Consider the following 14464-nt stretch of genomic DNA (forward strand, 5'->3'; position numbering starts at 1 on the left):
GGAGCGTCTCGCGCCGCAATGAAATAGCTCGGATGTACTAGTGCGGGAACCTTGTCCGGGCGCTCCGGTCGCCGCGGCGGAAGAGGTGGAAGTGCGGGGTAGAGCGGCGGGGCTAGGAAAGACCGTACGGATTGTGCGAATGTCGGATAGCTGCCTACCGATCGCGATGGTGCAATCGGCGCAGTCGCATCGTCCAGGGACGAAGCCGGAGATCCCCGCCCTCATGCAAACCGTGTACACCGTTCTGACCCTGCTGCTGGTCGTCGGCGCCACCCGCCTGGCCGCCCAGTTGCTGCCCTTGCCGCTACCGCTGATCCAGATCGCCGCCGGGGCCCTGCTGGCCTTGCCGTCCCTCGGGCTGCACATTGCCCTCGACCCGGAACTGTTCCTCTTCCTGTTCATTCCGCCGCTGCTGTTCGTCGATGGCTGGCGTATTCCCAAGCGGGAAGTCTGGCGGATGCGCTGGCCGATCCTGATGATGGCGTTCGGCCTGGTGTTCTTCACCGTGGTCGGCGCCGGCTATTTCATCCACCTGCTGATCCCGGAAATTCCCCTGGCGGCTTCCTTCGCCCTCGCCGCCGTGCTGTCGCCCACGGACGCCCTGGCGGTCTCGGCGATCACCCAGGGGCGGCTGCCCAAGCGCCTGATGCACCTGCTGGAGGGCGAGGCGCTGATGAACGATGCCTCTGGCCTGGTGGCATTCAAGTTCGCCATCGCCGCGGCGATGACCGGCGTGTTCTCGCTGGTGGACGCCAGCCTCAACTTCCTCCTGGTCGCGGTCGGCGGCCTGGCCATCGGGGTGTTCCTCAGCTGGTCGCTGGGCCGCATCCGCGCCTGGATGATCTCCCGTGGCTGGGACGACCCGGCGACCCACGTGGTACTGATGCTGTTGCTGCCGTTCGCCTCCTACATGGTGGCGGAACACCTGGGCGTCTCCGGGATTCTCTCGGCGGTGGCGGCCGGCATGATGCAGAGCTGGGTCGACCTGCTGCCGCGGCAGACTTCCACGCGCCTGCTCAACCGCAGCGTCTGGTCGATGCTGGAGTTCGCCTTCAACGGCGTGGTGTTCCTGCTGCTCGGCCTGCAGTTGCCGGACATCATGAAGTCGGTGGCCAACCACCACGGCGACCTGCTCTGGCGTTCCTCGCTGCTGCTGGCCTATGTGGCGGCGATCACCGCCGTGCTGATGCTGATCCGCTACGGCTGGGTCTATGGCTACTGGAAGTTGTCGCTGCGCATCGACCGCTGGCGCGGCAAGAGCCCGCCCGGGCTGAGCGGCATCTCCCTGCGCCGTCTCTCCGCCCTCAGTGCATTGAGCGGCGTGCGTGGTGCGGTGACCCTGGCGGCGGTGCTGTCGGTACCGATGAGCCTGATGGATGGCAGCGCCTTCCCGCAGCGCGACCTGATCATCTTCATCGCCACCAGCGTGATCCTGATTTCCCTGATCGGCGCGACCATCGGCCTGCCGCTGCTGCTGCGCGGGCTGCCGGCGAGCAACGATGGCGCCCACGAGCGCGAGCGGCGCGAGGCCTGGCGCAAGACCGCGGAGGCGGCGATCCGGGCCCTGGAGAGCGAGGAACTGCCGCAGGTGGAAGGCAACGATGCGGCGAATACTTCGCGGGTCGCCGAGGCGCGTGCGCAGATCATGGCCGAATACCGCCAGTCGCTGGATACCGCACCGACCACCGATGAGGCCCGCGACCAGGCCCAGGCCCTGGAGATCGCCGACAAGGCCTTGCGCCTGAAGGCGTTGCGCGCGCAGCGCCTGGAACTGTACCGGCAGCGGCGTAACAACGAGATCGACGACGAGACCCTGGGCGATATCCTGCGCGAGCTGGACCAGCAGGAAAGCTGGCTGACCAATCGCTTCGCCCGCTGGGTGTGAACGAAAAGGGATCGCCGCGGCGATCCCTTTTCGTTTCTCCGCGCAGGCTTCAGCGCGCCCGCAGGTAGTCGCGGATGCGCTCGGCGGCTTCGACGCACTCGGCCAGTGGTGCCACCAGGGCCATGCGCACGCGGTTGGCGCCGGGGTTCTCGCCGTCCACCTCGCGCGACAGGTAGGAACCCGGCACCACCGTCACGTGCTGCTGCTCGAACAGTTCGCGGGTGAATACGGTGTCGTCCACCGGGGTGCGTGCCCACAGGTAGAAACTGCCGTCCGGGCGCTGTACGTCGAGCACGCCGTCGAGGATCGCCAGCACGGCGTCGAATTTCTCGCGGTAGAGGCTGCGGTTGGCGCGCACATGGACCTCGTCGTTCCAGGCGGCGATGCTCGCCAACTGGGTCTGCACCGGCATGGCGCAGCCGTGGTAGGTGCGGTAGAGGAGGAATTTCTTCAGGATCTCCGCGTCGCCGGCGACGAAGCCCGAGCGCAGGCCGGGCAGGTTGGAGCGCTTGGACAGGCTGTGGAACACCACGCAGCGGCTGAAGTCCGTGCGGCCCAGCTCGGCGCAAGCGTTGAGCAGGCCGGGCGGCGGGGCGTTTTCGTCGAAGTAGAGTTCGCTGTAGCACTCGTCGGCGGCGATCACGAAGTCGTAGCGGTCGGCCAGGGCGATCAGCTTCTTCAGGGTCTCCAGCGGTACCAGGGCCCCGGTGGGGTTGCCTGGCGAGCAGAGGAAGAGAATCTGGCAGCGCTGCCAGGTCGCCTCGTCGACCGCGTCGAAATCGGGGTTGAAGCCGTTTTCCTCGCGGCAGGGCAGGTAGTGCGGCACGGCTCCGGCGAGCAGCGCCGCGCCTTCGTAGATCTGGTAGAACGGGTTCGGGCTGACCACCAGGCCGGGCGCCTCGCCGGGCTCGCTGCGGCGGACCACGGTCTGGGTGAAGGCGAACAGCGCCTCGCGGGTACCGTTCACCGGCAGTACGTGGCGCGCCGCATCCAGCCAGCCGGCCGGTACCGAGAAGCGCCGCTCGCACCAGCGCGCGATGGCTTCGCGCAGGGCCGGCAGGCCGAGGGTGGTCGGGTAGACCGCGAGCTGGTCCAGGTTCTCCGCCAGGGTTTCGGCGACGAAGCTCGGCGAGCGGTGCTTGGGCTCGCCGATGGACAGTGCGATCGGCTTCAGCGTCGCGGGCGGCCGGGCGCCGCCGAGCAGGGCGCGGAGCTTCTCGAAGGGGTAGGGCTGCAGGTTGTCGAGTGCGGTATTCATGGCGTTGGCAAGGCTTCTCAGAAGTTTATCCGGGTAGGCAGGGTGTCCCGTCCGTTGTCTTGTGACAGCTGCTCGACCAGGGCGGCCTGCAGGCGTTTGCACAGGTCGGGGTCGGCGAGCGGCTGGTTGCGCGCATCGGTGATGTAGAAGACGTCCTCCACGCGCTCGCCGAGGGTGGCGATCTTGGCGTTCTGCACCGACAGGTCGAAATCCAGGAAGATGCCGCCGATCCGCGCCAGCAGGCCTGGGCGGTCGGGGGCGATGACTTCGAGCACCGAGACCTGGCGCAACGCGTCGGTGGAAATGGTCACCTGCGGGGCGAAGGCGAAGTGCTTGAGCTGGCGCGGCACCCGGCGCTGGATGATGGTCGGGTAGTCGTCGGGGTTCTTCAGCGCGTCGATAAGCCCCTCGCGGATCTCGGCGATGCGCTCCGGGTTGTTGCCGATGGAGTCGCCGTCGGCGTCGAGCACGATATAGGTATCGAGGGTGAACTGGCTGGTGGAGGTGATGATCCGCGCGTCCTGGATGCTCAGGTTGAGCTGGTCCATGGCGGCCACGGTGACCGCGAAGAAATCGTGCTGGTCGGCGGCGTAGATGAAGATCTGCGAACCGCTCTCGAACTCGCGCTGGGTGGTTTCCTTTATCAGCACCAGCGGCGTGCCGTCGTCCGGGTGCTGGAGGATCGCCTCGGTGTGCCAGGCCACGTCGCCGGCGGTGTGGCGCAGGAAGTAGTCGTCGCCGAGCTGGCTCCATAACTGCTCGGCATCGTCCTGGTCGATGCCGTTGCGTACCAGTTGGTCGAGGGCCGCGGTCTGCGTCTGGCGGATCTGCTCCTCGCGGTCCACCGGGTTCTCCAGGCCGCGGCGCAGGGCGCGCTTGGTCTCGGTGTAGAGCTGCCGGAGCAGGCTGGCGCGCCAGGAGTTCCAGAGCGTCGGGTTGGTGGCGTTGATGTCGGCCACGGTGAGCACGTACAGGTAGTCGAGGTGGGTCTGGTCGCCGACCAGTTGGGCGAAATCGAAGATCACCTGCGGGTCGGAGAGGTCCTTGCGTTGCGCGGTGGTCGACATCACCAGGTGGTTCTGCACCAGCCAGGACACCAGTTGGGTGTCCCAGAGCGGCAACTGGTGGCTCTGGCAGAAGGCCTCGGCGTCCACCGCGCCGAGTTCCGAGTGGTCGCCGCCACGGCCCTTGGCGATGTCATGGTAGAGACCGGCGATGTAGATCAGTTCCGGCTTGGGCAGACGATCGATGATCTTGCTCGCCAGCGGATATTTCTCGGCCATCTCCGGCCGATTCAGCTTGCGCAGGTGCTTGATCAGGTTGAGGGTGTGGGCGTCCACCGTATAGATATGGAACAGGTCGTGCTGCATCTGCCCGATGATATGGCCGAACTCCGGCAGGTAGCGGCCGAGGATGCCGTAGCGGTTCATCCGCCGCAGGTTGCGGTGGATACCCTGGCTGCTCTTGAACAGCTCGATGAACAGGCTGGTGTTGCGGATGTCGTGGCGGAACTCGTCGTCGATCAGGTGTCGGCTGTCGCGCAGCAGGCGAATGGTGTCGGCGCGCACGCCCTTGATTTCCGGGTGCTGTGCCATCAGCACGAAGATTTCCAGGAGGGCGAACGGGGTGCGCTTGAAGACGTTCGGGTGCGTCACCTCGATGTAGCCGTCGCGCAACTGGAAGCGACTGTTCAGCGGCTGGATCTGCACCGGCTGCTCGCAGGGCAGGATGACTTCCTCGAAGTGCTGGATGATGAGGTCGTTCAGCTCGGAGATCGCCATCACCACCCGGTAGTACTTCTGCATGAAGCGTTCGACCGCCAGCTTGACGTCGTTGTCTTCGTAGCCGAACAGACGGGCGATGCTGCGCTGGTGATCGAACAGCAGGCGATCCTCGGCGCGCCCGGCGAGCATGTGCAGGGCATAGCGGACCCGCCAGAGGAACTCCTGGCTGGAGGCCAGCATGCTGCACTCGCTTTCCACCAGGAAGCCTTCGCGCACCAGGGCGTGCAGGTTGAGGCTGCCGAACTGGCGGCGGGCCATCCAGAGGATGGTCTGGATGTCGCGCAGGCCGCCGGGGGAGCCCTTGACGTTGGGCTCGAGGTTGTACTCGGTGTCGTTGTACTTGGCGTGGCGGCGCTGCTGTTCGTGGCGTTTGGCCAGGAAGAACTCCTTGCTCGGCCACATGTGCGCGCTGCCGGTAACCTGCAGCATGCGCTGGCGCAGGCTGTCAGGGCCGCAGATGGTGCGGCACTCCATGAGGGTGGTGATCACCGTCAGGTCGGCGCGTGCTTCCTCCGCGCACTGCTGCACCGAGCGCACGCTCTGGCCGACTTCCAGGCCGATGTCCCAGAGCAGGGTGAGGAAGCCTTCGATCGGTTCGCGGAAGCTCTCCTGGTCCTCGCTGTCGAGGAGGATCAGCAGGTCGACGTCGGAGTAGGGGTGGAGTTCGCCGCGGCCGTAGCCGCCCACGGCGACCAGGGCGATGTCGGCGTCGTCTCCCCAGTCGAAGCGCTGCCAGGCCTGTTGCAGGATCTGGTCGACGCACCAGGCGCGATCTTCGATCAGGCGGCGGATGTCGCGGCCGCTGTTGAAACGGTTGTCGAGCACTTCGCGGAATTGCCGGATGGCCTTCTTGAAGGCCGCGATCGGGCTGGACTTCAAGGCCAGTTCCGCCTGGAACTGCCCGCGATCGAACAATTCGGGATCCACCTGCGGCATGCGGCCTTCCTTTATCTGCTAGCGGTTGGGTTCGATACGCGAGCGCCCCGTTTTGGTGCGTTTATGCGCTGTATTGGTGCGCGCGCTGCGCCGAATCGGGGCGTCGGCCCCGCCGGAATGGGGCGGGGCGTCGAGGCGCACGGCTGGCAGCAAAAGCCGGGCCGGATCAGGCTGCCGAGGTGCGCGGGAAGGTTTCGTCGTTGCGCAGGGTGAGGATCTCGTAGCCATCGGCGGTGACCAGCACGGTGTGCTCCCATTGCGCGGACAGCTTGCGGTCCTTGGTGATCGCGGTCCAGCCGTCGCCGAGCAGGCGGGTCTCCGGGCGGCCCTGGTTGATCATCGGCTCGATGGTGAAGATCATGCCTTCCTTCAGCTCGATGCCGGTACCCGCACGACCGTAGTGGAGGACCTGCGGCTCCTCGTGGAACACCTTGCCGATGCCATGGCCGCAGTATTCGCGGACCACCGAGAAGCCGTTCTTTTCCGCGTGCTTCTGGATGATTTCGCCGATATCGCCCAGGTGCGCGCCCGGACGCACCACGGAAATGCCCTTGTACATGCATTCCTGGGTGATCTGGCAGAGGCGGTCGGCCCATTCCGGGGTCTTGCCGACCAGGAACATCTTGCTGGTGTCGCCGTGGTAGCCGTCCTTGATGACGGTGATGTCGACGTTGAGGATGTCGCCTTCCTTCAGCGGCTTCTCGTTGGGGATGCCATGGCAGACCACATGGTTGATCGAGGTGCAGATCGACTTGGGAAAGCCCTTGTAGTTCAGCGGGGCGGGAATCGCCTTCTGCTCGTTGACGATATAGTCGTGGCAGATGCGATCCAGCTCCTCGGTGGTCACGCCGGGCTTGATGTGTTCGCCGATCATTTCCAGCACTTCGGCGGCCAGGCGGCCGGCGATGCGCATCTTCTCGATATCGTCGGGCGTCTTGATGGTGACGGTCATGCGAATTCTCTTCGGGCGTGCAAGCACGCATGAATAATAAGGAATACGCGATTCTAGCAGACCTGACCGACCGATCTACTCCCGCCCGGCCATCCGCGGCGGGTTTCACTGCGTCCACGGTTATGGTATAAAGCGCCCCGCTCCGAGGCTGCGGCCTTTTCCGGAGCACAAACCCACACATGCATCGACACGATGGCCTGGGTGCCCGCAAGGGTTGGTCATTGGGATGCGTGGAGGCCTAACCCGACTTATCGAGGAACTATCATGTCCCAAGTCAACATGCGCGATATGCTGAAGGCCGGTGTGCACTTCGGCCACCAGACCCGTTACTGGAACCCGAAAATGGGCAAGTTCATTTTCGGCGCGCGCAACAAGATCCATATCATCAACCTCGAAAAGACCCTGCCGATGTTCAACGAGGCCCTGACCTTCGTTGAGCGCCTGGCCGCTGGCAAGAACAAGATCCTGTTCGTCGGCACCAAGCGTTCCGCCGGCAAGATCGTTCGCGAGGAAGCCGCTCGTTGCGGCATGCCGTACGTCGACCATCGCTGGCTGGGCGGCATGCTCACCAACTACAAGACCATCCGTCAGTCGATCAAGCGCCTGCGCGACCTGGAAACCCAGTCCCAGGACGGCACCTTCGACAAGCTGACCAAGAAAGAAGCCCTGATGCGCAGCCGTGACCTCGAGAAGCTCGAGCGCAGCCTGGGCGGCATCAAGGACATGGGCGGCCTGCCGGACGCTCTGTTCGTGATCGACGTCGACCACGAGCGCATCGCCATCACCGAAGCCAACAAGCTGGGCATCCCGGTCATCGGCGTTGTCGATACCAACAGCAGCCCGGAAGGCGTCGACTATGTAATTCCCGGTAACGATGATGCCATCCGCGCCGTGCAACTCTACCTGAACTCGATGGCCGAAGCGGTAATCCGCGGCAAGCAGGGCGCTGCCACCAGCGCCGACGAGTTCGTCGAGGAAGCGCCGGCCGAATCCGCCGAAGGCTGATTCCGGGACGTTCAGACGTCCGACGGTGCGCAGGAAGGGGGCTAGGCCCCCTTTTTGCCACCTTTGAGTTTCTGCCCGGCAGGCCGGGCACAAAGGTTTTTTGAGAGCTACCACTCAAGAGGATTTCGAAATGGCAGAAATTACTGCAGCCATGGTTAAAGAACTGCGCGAGCGTACCGGCTTGGGCATGATGGAGTGCAAGAAGGCGCTGACCGCCGCTGGCGGCGACATCGAGAAGGCCATCGACGACATGCGCGCTGCCGGTGCGATCAAGGCTGCCAAGAAGGCCGGCAACATTGCCGCCGAAGGCTCGATCGCCGTCAAGATCGCTGCCGACAACAAGGCCGCCGTGATCATCGAAGTCAACTCCCAGACCGACTTCCTGGCCCTCCAGGACGACTTCAAGGGCTTCGTCGCCGAGAGTCTGGAAAAGGCCTTCAACGAGAAGCTGACCGACGCCGCTCCGCTGGTCGAAGCACGTGAGGAAGCTCGTCTGGCTCTGGTCGCCAAGACCGGCGAGAACGTCAACATCCGCCGCCTGACCCGCGTCGAGGGCGACGTGGTCGGCGCCTACCTACACGGCCACCGCATCGGTGTCGTGGTCAACCTGAAAGGCGGCAACCCGGAACTGGCCAAGGACATCGCCATGCATGTCGCCGCCAGCAACCCGCAGTTCCTGAGCGCTTCGGAAGTTTCCGAAGAAGCGATCGCGAAAGAGAAGGAAATCTTCCTGGCGCTGAACGCCGACAAGATCGCCGGCAAGCCGGAGAACATCGTCGAGAACATGGTCAAGGGCCGCATCAGCAAGTTCCTCGCCGAAGCGAGCCTGGTCGAGCAGCCTTTCGTGAAGAACCCGGAAGTGAAGGTCGGCGACCTGGCCAAGCAGGCCGGCGCCGAAATCGTTTCCTTCGTTCGTTACGAAGTGGGCGAAGGCATCGAGAAGGCCGAAGTGGACTTCGCTGCCGAAGTTGCCGCTCAAGTAGCCGCCACCAAGCAGTAACAAAGACGGTTTCGACTGTCGCCCCGGAAGAGGCTGCCCGCTGATGCGTGCGGCCTCTTCGTCAAATGGGGAAGCGTTCGGGGCAGCTTCCGCGTTGCCGGCCCGCTCGGCGGGCTCGCACGCAACGCAGGCGCAAAGTCGTCTCCACCCACGACGGCCCGGCCGTCACGTATTTTTATCGCCGCAGGAGAAAAGGTCATGGCTCAGCAACTGAGCGCTCGTCAACCTCGCTATAAACGCATTCTTCTAAAGTTGAGCGGCGAAGCCCTGATGGGCTCGGAGGAGTTCGGCATCGATCCCAAGGTGCTGGACCGCATGGCGCTGGAAATCGGCCAGTTGGTCGGGATCGGCGTGCAGGTCGGCCTGGTCATCGGCGGCGGCAACCTGTTCCGCGGCGCGGCGCTGTCCGCGGCCGGCATGGACCGGGTGACCGGCGACCACATGGGGATGCTGGCCACCGTGATGAACGGCCTGGCGATGCGCGATGCGCTGGAGCGCTCGAACATCCCCGCGCTGGTGATGTCGGCGATCTCCATGGTCGGCGTGACCGACCACTACGACCGCCGCAAGGCCATGCGCCACCTCGGCGGTGGCGAGGTGGTGATCTTCTCCGCCGGTACCGGCAACCCGTTCTTCACCACCGACTCGGCGGCTTGCCTGCGCGCCATCGAGATCGACGCCGACGTGGTCCTTAAGGCTACCAAGGTCGATGGCGTGTACACTGCCGACCCGTTCAAGGACCCGAATGCCGAGAAGTTCGAGCGCCTGACCTATGATGAAGTGCTCGACCGCAAGCTCGGCGTGATGGACCTGACCGCCATCTGCCTGTGCCGTGACCAGAACATGCCGCTGCGGGTGTTCAACATGAACAAGCCGGGCGCATTGCTGAATATTGTTGTTGGTGGTGCCGAAGGCACCCTGATCGAGGAGGGTTGAGAATGATCAACGAGATCAAGAAGGAAGCGCAGGAGCGCATGGGCAAGACCCTGGAAGCGCTGGGCCATGCCTTCGCGAAGATTCGCACCGGTCGCGCGCATCCGAGCATCCTGGATAGCGTGATGGTTTCCTATTACGGTGCCGATACGCCGCTGCGCCAGGTCGCCAACGTCACCGTGGAAGACTCCCGCACCCTGGCCCTGGCCGTGTTCGACAAGAGCATGATCCAGGCGGTCGAGAAGGCCATCATGACCTCCGACCTGGGGCTCAACCCGGCCACCGCCGGCACCACCATCCGCGTACCGATGCCGGCCCTGACCGAGGAGACCCGCAAGGGCTACACCAAGCAGGCGCGTGCCGAGGCCGAGCAGGCGCGGGTTTCCGTGCGCAACATCCGTCGCGATGCGCTGGCCCAGCTGAAGGACCTGCAGAAGGAAAAGGAAATCAGCGAGGACGAAGAGCGCCGCGCCGGCGACGACGTGCAGAAGCTGACCGACAAGTTCATCGGTGAGATCGAGAAGGCACTGGAAGCCAAAGAAGCGGACCTCATGGCTGTCTGAGGCCGGGCTGACGTCATGGAAAAGACCCGGAAGGATGTGTGCGTGCCACGCCACGTGGCCATTATCATGGACGGTAACAATCGCTGGGCGAAGAAGCGTCTTCTGCCCGGCGTCGCCGGCCACAAGGCCGGTGTCGATGCCGTCAGGGCGGTGATCGAGGTCTGCGCCGAGGCAGGGGTCGAGGTCCTCACCCTGTTCGCGTTCTCCAGCGAGAACTGGCAGCGTCCGGCGGACGAAGTCAGCGCGCTGATGGAGCTGTTTCTCGTGGCCCTGCGCCGCGAGGTGCGCAAGCTCGACGAGAACGGCATCCGCCTGCGCATCATCGGCGATCGCACGCGTTTCCATCCGGAGTTGCAGGCGGCCATGCGCGAAGCGGAAGCCGCCACTGCCGGCAATACCCGTTTCCTCCTCCAGGTCGCCGCCAACTACGGCGGCCAGTGGGACATCGTCCAGGCCGCACAGCGCCTGGCGCGCGAGGTCCAGGGCGGGCACCTGGCGGCGGACGATATCTCCGCCGAGCTGCTCCAGGGCTGCCTGGTGACCGGCGACCAGCCGCTGCCCGACCTGTGCATCCGCACTGGCGGCGAGCATCGCATCAGCAATTTCCTTCTCTGGCAGCTGGCCTACGCCGAGCTGTATTTCTCCGACCTGTTCTGGCCCGACTTCAAGCACGCGGCGATGCGGGCTGCCCTGGCGGATTTCTCCAAGCGCCAGCGCCGCTTCGGCAAGACCAGCGAGCAAGTCGAGGCCGAGGCCCGTCCGTCATGCTGAAACAACGGATCATCACGGCGCTGGTGCTTTTGCCCATCGCGCTGGGTGGTTTCTTCCTTCTCGAAGGGGCGTTCTTCGCCCTGTTCATCGGCGCGGTGGTGAGCCTGGGGGCCTGGGAATGGGCGCGCCTGGCCGGCTATGAACAACAGTTCGGCCGCGTTGCCTACGCGGCGACGGTCGCCGTGCTGATGGTCGCTCTCTACCATCTGCCGCAGCTTGCCGGAGCCGTGCTGCTGCTGGCGCTGGTCTGGTGGACGCTGGCCACCGTGCTGGTGCTCACCTACCCGGAAAGCGTCGGCTACTGGGGCGGCCGCTGGCGCCGCCTGGGCATGGGCCTGCTGATCCTGTTGCCGGCCTGGCAGGGGCTGGTCCTGCTCAAGCAGTGGCCGCTGGCCAATGGCCTGATCATCGCCGTGATGGTGCTGGTCTGGGGCGCGGATATCGGCGCCTACTTCTCCGGCAAGGCCTTCGGCAAGCGCAAGCTGGCGCCGCGGGTCAGCCCCGGCAAGAGCTGGGAAGGCGTTTACGGCGGCCTGGCGGCCAGCCTGGCGATCACCCTGGCGGTCGGCCTCTACCGCGGCTGGTCCCTCGGCGCGCTGCTCCTGGCCCTGCTCGGCGCGGCGCTGGTGGTGTTCGTCTCGATCGTCGGCGACCTCACCGAAAGCATGTTCAAGCGCCAGTCCGGAATCAAGGACAGCAGCAACCTGCTGCCCGGCCACGGTGGCGTGCTGGATCGCATCGACAGCCTGACGGCAGCCATCCCGGTATTCGCGGCCCTGCTCTGGGCCGCCGGCTGGGGTGCGCCATGAGTCGACCGCAGCGGATCAGCGTGCTCGGCGCGACCGGCTCGATCGGCCTGAGCACCCTGGACGTCGTCCAGCGTCATCCCGATCGTTACGAAGCCTTCGCCCTGACTGGCTTCAGCCGCCTGGCCGAACTCGAGGCGCTGTGCCTCAGGCACCGCCCCGTCTATGCGGTGGTGCCGGAGCAGGCCGCGGCGATCGCCTTGCAGGGCTCGCTCGCCGCGGCGGGTATCCGCACCCGGGTGCTGTTCGGCGAGCAGGCGTTGTGCGAAGTGGCCAGCGCGCCCGAAGTGGACATGGTAATGGCGGCCATCGTCGGCGCCGCCGGGCTGCCGTCGACCCTGGCGGCCGTCGAGGCCGGCAAGCGCGTACTGCTGGCCAACAAGGAAGCGCTGGTGATGTCCGGCGCGCTGTTCATGCAGGCGGTCAAGCGCAGCGGCGCGGTGCTCCTGCCGATCGACAGCGAGCACAACGCGATCTTCCAGTCGCTGCCGCGCAATTATGCCGATGGCCTGGAGCGGGTCGGCGTGCGCCGGATCCTCTTGACCGCCTCCGGCGGCCCGTTCCGTGAGACGCCGCTGGAGCAGCTCGCTTCGGTGACGCCGGAGCAGGCTTGTGCGCACCCGAACTGGTCGATGGGGCGGAAGATTTCCGTCGACTCCGCCAGCATGATGAACAAGGGGCTCGAACTGATCGAGGCGTGCTGGCTGTTCGACGCCCAGCCGAGCCAGGTCGAGGTGGTGATCCACCCGCAGAGCGTGATCCACTCGATGGTGGACTACGTCGACGGTTCGGTGATCGCCCAGCTCGGCAATCCGGACATGCGCACGCCGATTTCCTATGCCATGGCCTGGCCGGAGCGAATCGATTCCGGCGTTTCGCCGCTGGATATGTTCGCCGTCGGTCGCCTGGATTTCCAGCGCCCCGACGAGCAGCGCTTCCCCTGCCTGCGCCTGGCGAGCCAGGCCGCGGAAACCGGCGGCAGCGCCCCGGCCATGCTGAATGCCGCGAACGAGGTGGCCGTGGCCGCATTTCTCGAGCGGCGCATCCGCTTCAGCGACATCGCGGTTATCATCGAGGACGTGCTGAACCGCGAGGCGGTGACCGCAGTCGAATCGCTCGATCAGGTCCTGGCCGCCGATCGCCGCGCCCGTTCGGTCGCCGGGCAATGGTTGACCCGACACGCCGGCTAGTCTTCGGACGGCCTGGAGGTAGGAGATGAGTGCGCTTTACATGATCGTCGGTACCCTGGTGGCCCTGGGCGTGCTGGTGACGTTCCACGAATTCGGCCACTTCTGGGTCGCGCGACGCTGCGGGGTGAAGGTCCTGCGCTTCTCCGTCGGCTTCGGCACCCCGCTGGTGCGCTGGCACGACCGGCACGGCACCGAGTTCGTGGTGGCGGCCATTCCGCTGGGCGGCTACGTCAAGATGCTCGACGAGCGCGAGGCGGAAGTACCGGCCCATCTGCTCGAACAGTCCTTCAATCGCAAGACGGTCCGTCAGCGGATCGCCATCGTCGCGGCTGGTCCCATCGCCAATTTCCTACTGGCGATTCTGTTCTTCTGGGTCGTCGCCCTGCTCGGTAGCCAGCAGGTACGCCCGGTCATCGGTTCCGTGGCGCCGGAGAGCCTGGCCGCCCAGGCCGGCCTGGAGGCCGGGCAGGAACTGCTGGCGGTGGACGGCGAGCCCGTCACCGGCTGGAGCGGGGTCAACCTGCAGCTGGTTCGCCGTCTCGGCGAGAGCGGTACGCTGGAAGTGCGGGTGCAGGAAAAGGGCTCGAATGTCGATTCCACCCACCAGGTGCGTCTGGATGGCTGGCTGAAGGGCGAGGACAATCCCGATCCCATCGCCTCGCTGGGCATCCGGCCCTGGCGGCCGGCCTTGCCGCCGGTGCTGGCCGAACTCGACCCCAAGGGGCCGGCGCAGGCCGCCGGGCTGAAGCTCGGCGACCGTTTGCAGAGCATCGATGGCATCGCCGTCGACGACTGGCAGCAGGTGGTGGACAGCGTCCGTGCCCGTCCCGGGCAGCGCGTCCAGCTCAAGGTACTGCGCGACGGCGAAGTGCTGGATGTTGCCCTAGAGCTGGCGGTGCGCGGCGAGGGCAAGGCCCGGAGCGGCTACATGGGGGCGGGGGTCGCCGGTACCGAATGGCCGGCGGAAATGCTCCGCGAAGTGAGCTACGGACCTCTGGAGGCGGTGGGTCAGGCGCTTTCCCGAACCTGGACCATGAGCCTGCTAACGCTCGACTCCATAAAGAAAATGTTGCTCGGCGAGCTCTCGGTAAAAAACTTGAGCGGGCCGATAACCATTGCTAAAGTGGCGGGCGCTTCAGCCCAGTCTGGCGTGGGGGATTTTCTCAATTTCCTGGCCTATCTGAGCATTAGCTTGGGGGTTCTCAACCTGCTGCCGATCCCTGTCCTCGATGGCGGGCATCTGCTGTTCTATCTGGTTGAGTGGGTGCGCGGGCGCCCATTATCCGAACGGGTACAGGCTTGGGGGATGCAGATCGGCATCAGTCTGGTCGTTGGCGTGATGTTGCTCGCTCTGGTCAACGATCTGAGTCGTCTGTAGTCA

General features: G+C 65.4%; 12 protein-coding genes. 9 read left to right on the plus strand and 3 right to left on the minus strand.

All coding sequences use genetic code 11. The features are described from left to right. The first annotated feature begins 139 nt into the window (after window positions 1-139). Window positions 140-1885, plus strand: a complete 1746-nt coding sequence (locus tag HMPREF2914_RS08760) for a Na+/H+ antiporter (protein WP_023980103.1) — start codon at window positions 140-142, stop codon at window positions 1883-1885. Between the two features lie 49 nt (window positions 1886-1934). On the opposite strand, the gene dapC is transcribed toward HMPREF2914_RS08760, so the two are convergent. From dapC to map, 3 genes are all read right to left on the minus strand, one after another. Continuing rightward, window positions 1935-3143: a succinyldiaminopimelate transaminase gene (dapC, locus tag HMPREF2914_RS08765; RefSeq protein ID WP_003092403.1), complete on the minus strand. Its 1209-nt coding sequence runs from the start codon at window positions 3141-3143 to the stop codon at window positions 1935-1937. Window positions 3144-3160: 17 nt separating this feature from the next. After that, on the minus strand, window positions 3161-5863 hold the full coding sequence (locus tag HMPREF2914_RS08770; RefSeq protein WP_003113862.1) for a [protein-PII] uridylyltransferase: 2703 nt from the start codon (window positions 5861-5863) through the stop codon (window positions 3161-3163). 166 nt (window positions 5864-6029) lie between these two features. Beyond that, window positions 6030-6815 carry a type I methionyl aminopeptidase gene (gene map / locus HMPREF2914_RS08775; protein WP_003092395.1) on the minus strand — a complete coding sequence of 262 codons (786 nt, stop codon included), beginning with the start codon at window positions 6813-6815 and terminating at the stop codon, window positions 6030-6032. Between the two features lie 264 nt (window positions 6816-7079). Here map and rpsB point away from each other — a divergent pair, with 264 nt between their 5' ends. The 8 genes from rpsB (at window position 7080) to rseP (ending at window position 14461) form a co-directional block, all read left to right on the plus strand. Continuing rightward, the gene (gene rpsB / locus HMPREF2914_RS08780) at window positions 7080-7820 is read left to right on the plus strand and encodes a 30S ribosomal protein S2 (RefSeq protein WP_003092394.1); all 741 of its coding nucleotides are present in this window, start codon (window positions 7080-7082) and stop codon (window positions 7818-7820) included. 130 nt (window positions 7821-7950) lie between these two features. Next, window positions 7951-8820 carry a translation elongation factor Ts gene (gene tsf / locus HMPREF2914_RS08785; RefSeq protein WP_003092393.1) on the plus strand — a complete coding sequence of 290 codons (870 nt, stop codon included), beginning with the start codon at window positions 7951-7953 and terminating at the stop codon, window positions 8818-8820. Window positions 8821-9018: 198 nt separating this feature from the next. Continuing rightward, window positions 9019-9756, plus strand: a complete 738-nt coding sequence (gene pyrH, locus HMPREF2914_RS08790; protein WP_003092391.1) for a UMP kinase — start codon at window positions 9019-9021, stop codon at window positions 9754-9756. A 2-nt stretch (window positions 9757-9758) separates the two neighbouring features. After that, window positions 9759-10316 (plus strand): ribosome recycling factor, encoded by a 558-nt coding sequence (frr, locus tag HMPREF2914_RS08795; protein ID WP_003092390.1) that lies wholly within the window; start codon window positions 9759-9761, stop codon window positions 10314-10316. A 15-nt stretch (window positions 10317-10331) separates the two neighbouring features. Beyond that, window positions 10332-11087 carry a polyprenyl diphosphate synthase gene (gene uppS, locus HMPREF2914_RS08800; protein WP_003113863.1) on the plus strand — a complete coding sequence of 252 codons (756 nt, stop codon included), beginning with the start codon at window positions 10332-10334 and terminating at the stop codon, window positions 11085-11087. Next, window positions 11081-11896 (plus strand): phosphatidate cytidylyltransferase, encoded by an 816-nt coding sequence (gene cdsA / locus HMPREF2914_RS08805; RefSeq protein WP_003092388.1) that lies wholly within the window; start codon window positions 11081-11083, stop codon window positions 11894-11896. Before uppS ends, cdsA begins: the two co-directional genes overlap by 7 nt. After that, window positions 11893-13083, plus strand: coding sequence for a 1-deoxy-D-xylulose-5-phosphate reductoisomerase (ispC, locus tag HMPREF2914_RS08810; protein WP_003109337.1), 1191 nt, complete (start codon window positions 11893-11895; stop codon window positions 13081-13083). The genes cdsA and ispC overlap by 4 nt, the downstream gene beginning before the upstream one ends. A 25-nt stretch (window positions 13084-13108) precedes the next feature. Further along, window positions 13109-14461, plus strand: a complete 1353-nt coding sequence (gene rseP, locus HMPREF2914_RS08815; RefSeq protein WP_009313536.1) for a sigma E protease regulator RseP — start codon at window positions 13109-13111, stop codon at window positions 14459-14461. Window positions 14462-14464: the final 3 nt, after the last annotated feature.

The organism is Pseudomonas sp. HMSC067G02, from assembly GCF_001813485.1.
Classification (GTDB): Bacteria; Pseudomonadota; Gammaproteobacteria; order Pseudomonadales; family Pseudomonadaceae; genus Pseudomonas; species Pseudomonas aeruginosa.

Excerpts from the sequence above, each read along its gene's own strand:
- HMPREF2914_RS08760 (WP_023980103.1), top strand. The coding sequence starts at position 140 with ATGTCGGATAGCTGCCTACCGATCGCGATGGTGCAATCGGCGCAGTCG.
- rpsB (WP_003092394.1), top strand. The coding sequence starts at position 7,080 with ATGTCCCAAGTCAACATGCGCGATATGCTGAAGGCCGGTGTGCACTTC.
- uppS (WP_003113863.1), top strand. The coding sequence starts at position 10,332 with ATGGAAAAGACCCGGAAGGATGTGTGCGTGCCACGCCACGTGGCCATT.
- HMPREF2914_RS08770 (WP_003113862.1), bottom strand. The coding sequence starts at position 5,863 with ATGCCGCAGGTGGATCCCGAATTGTTCGATCGCGGGCAGTTCCAGGCG.
- dapC (WP_003092403.1), bottom strand. The coding sequence starts at position 3,143 with ATGAATACCGCACTCGACAACCTGCAGCCCTACCCCTTCGAGAAGCTC.
- tsf (WP_003092393.1), top strand. The coding sequence starts at position 7,951 with ATGGCAGAAATTACTGCAGCCATGGTTAAAGAACTGCGCGAGCGTACC.
- map (WP_003092395.1), bottom strand. The coding sequence starts at position 6,815 with ATGACCGTCACCATCAAGACGCCCGACGATATCGAGAAGATGCGCATC.
- cdsA (WP_003092388.1), top strand. The coding sequence starts at position 11,081 with ATGCTGAAACAACGGATCATCACGGCGCTGGTGCTTTTGCCCATCGCG.
- pyrH (WP_003092391.1), top strand. The coding sequence starts at position 9,019 with ATGGCTCAGCAACTGAGCGCTCGTCAACCTCGCTATAAACGCATTCTT.
- rseP (WP_009313536.1), top strand. The coding sequence starts at position 13,109 with ATGAGTGCGCTTTACATGATCGTCGGTACCCTGGTGGCCCTGGGCGTG.
- ispC (WP_003109337.1), top strand. The coding sequence starts at position 11,893 with ATGAGTCGACCGCAGCGGATCAGCGTGCTCGGCGCGACCGGCTCGATC.
- frr (WP_003092390.1), top strand. The coding sequence starts at position 9,759 with ATGATCAACGAGATCAAGAAGGAAGCGCAGGAGCGCATGGGCAAGACC.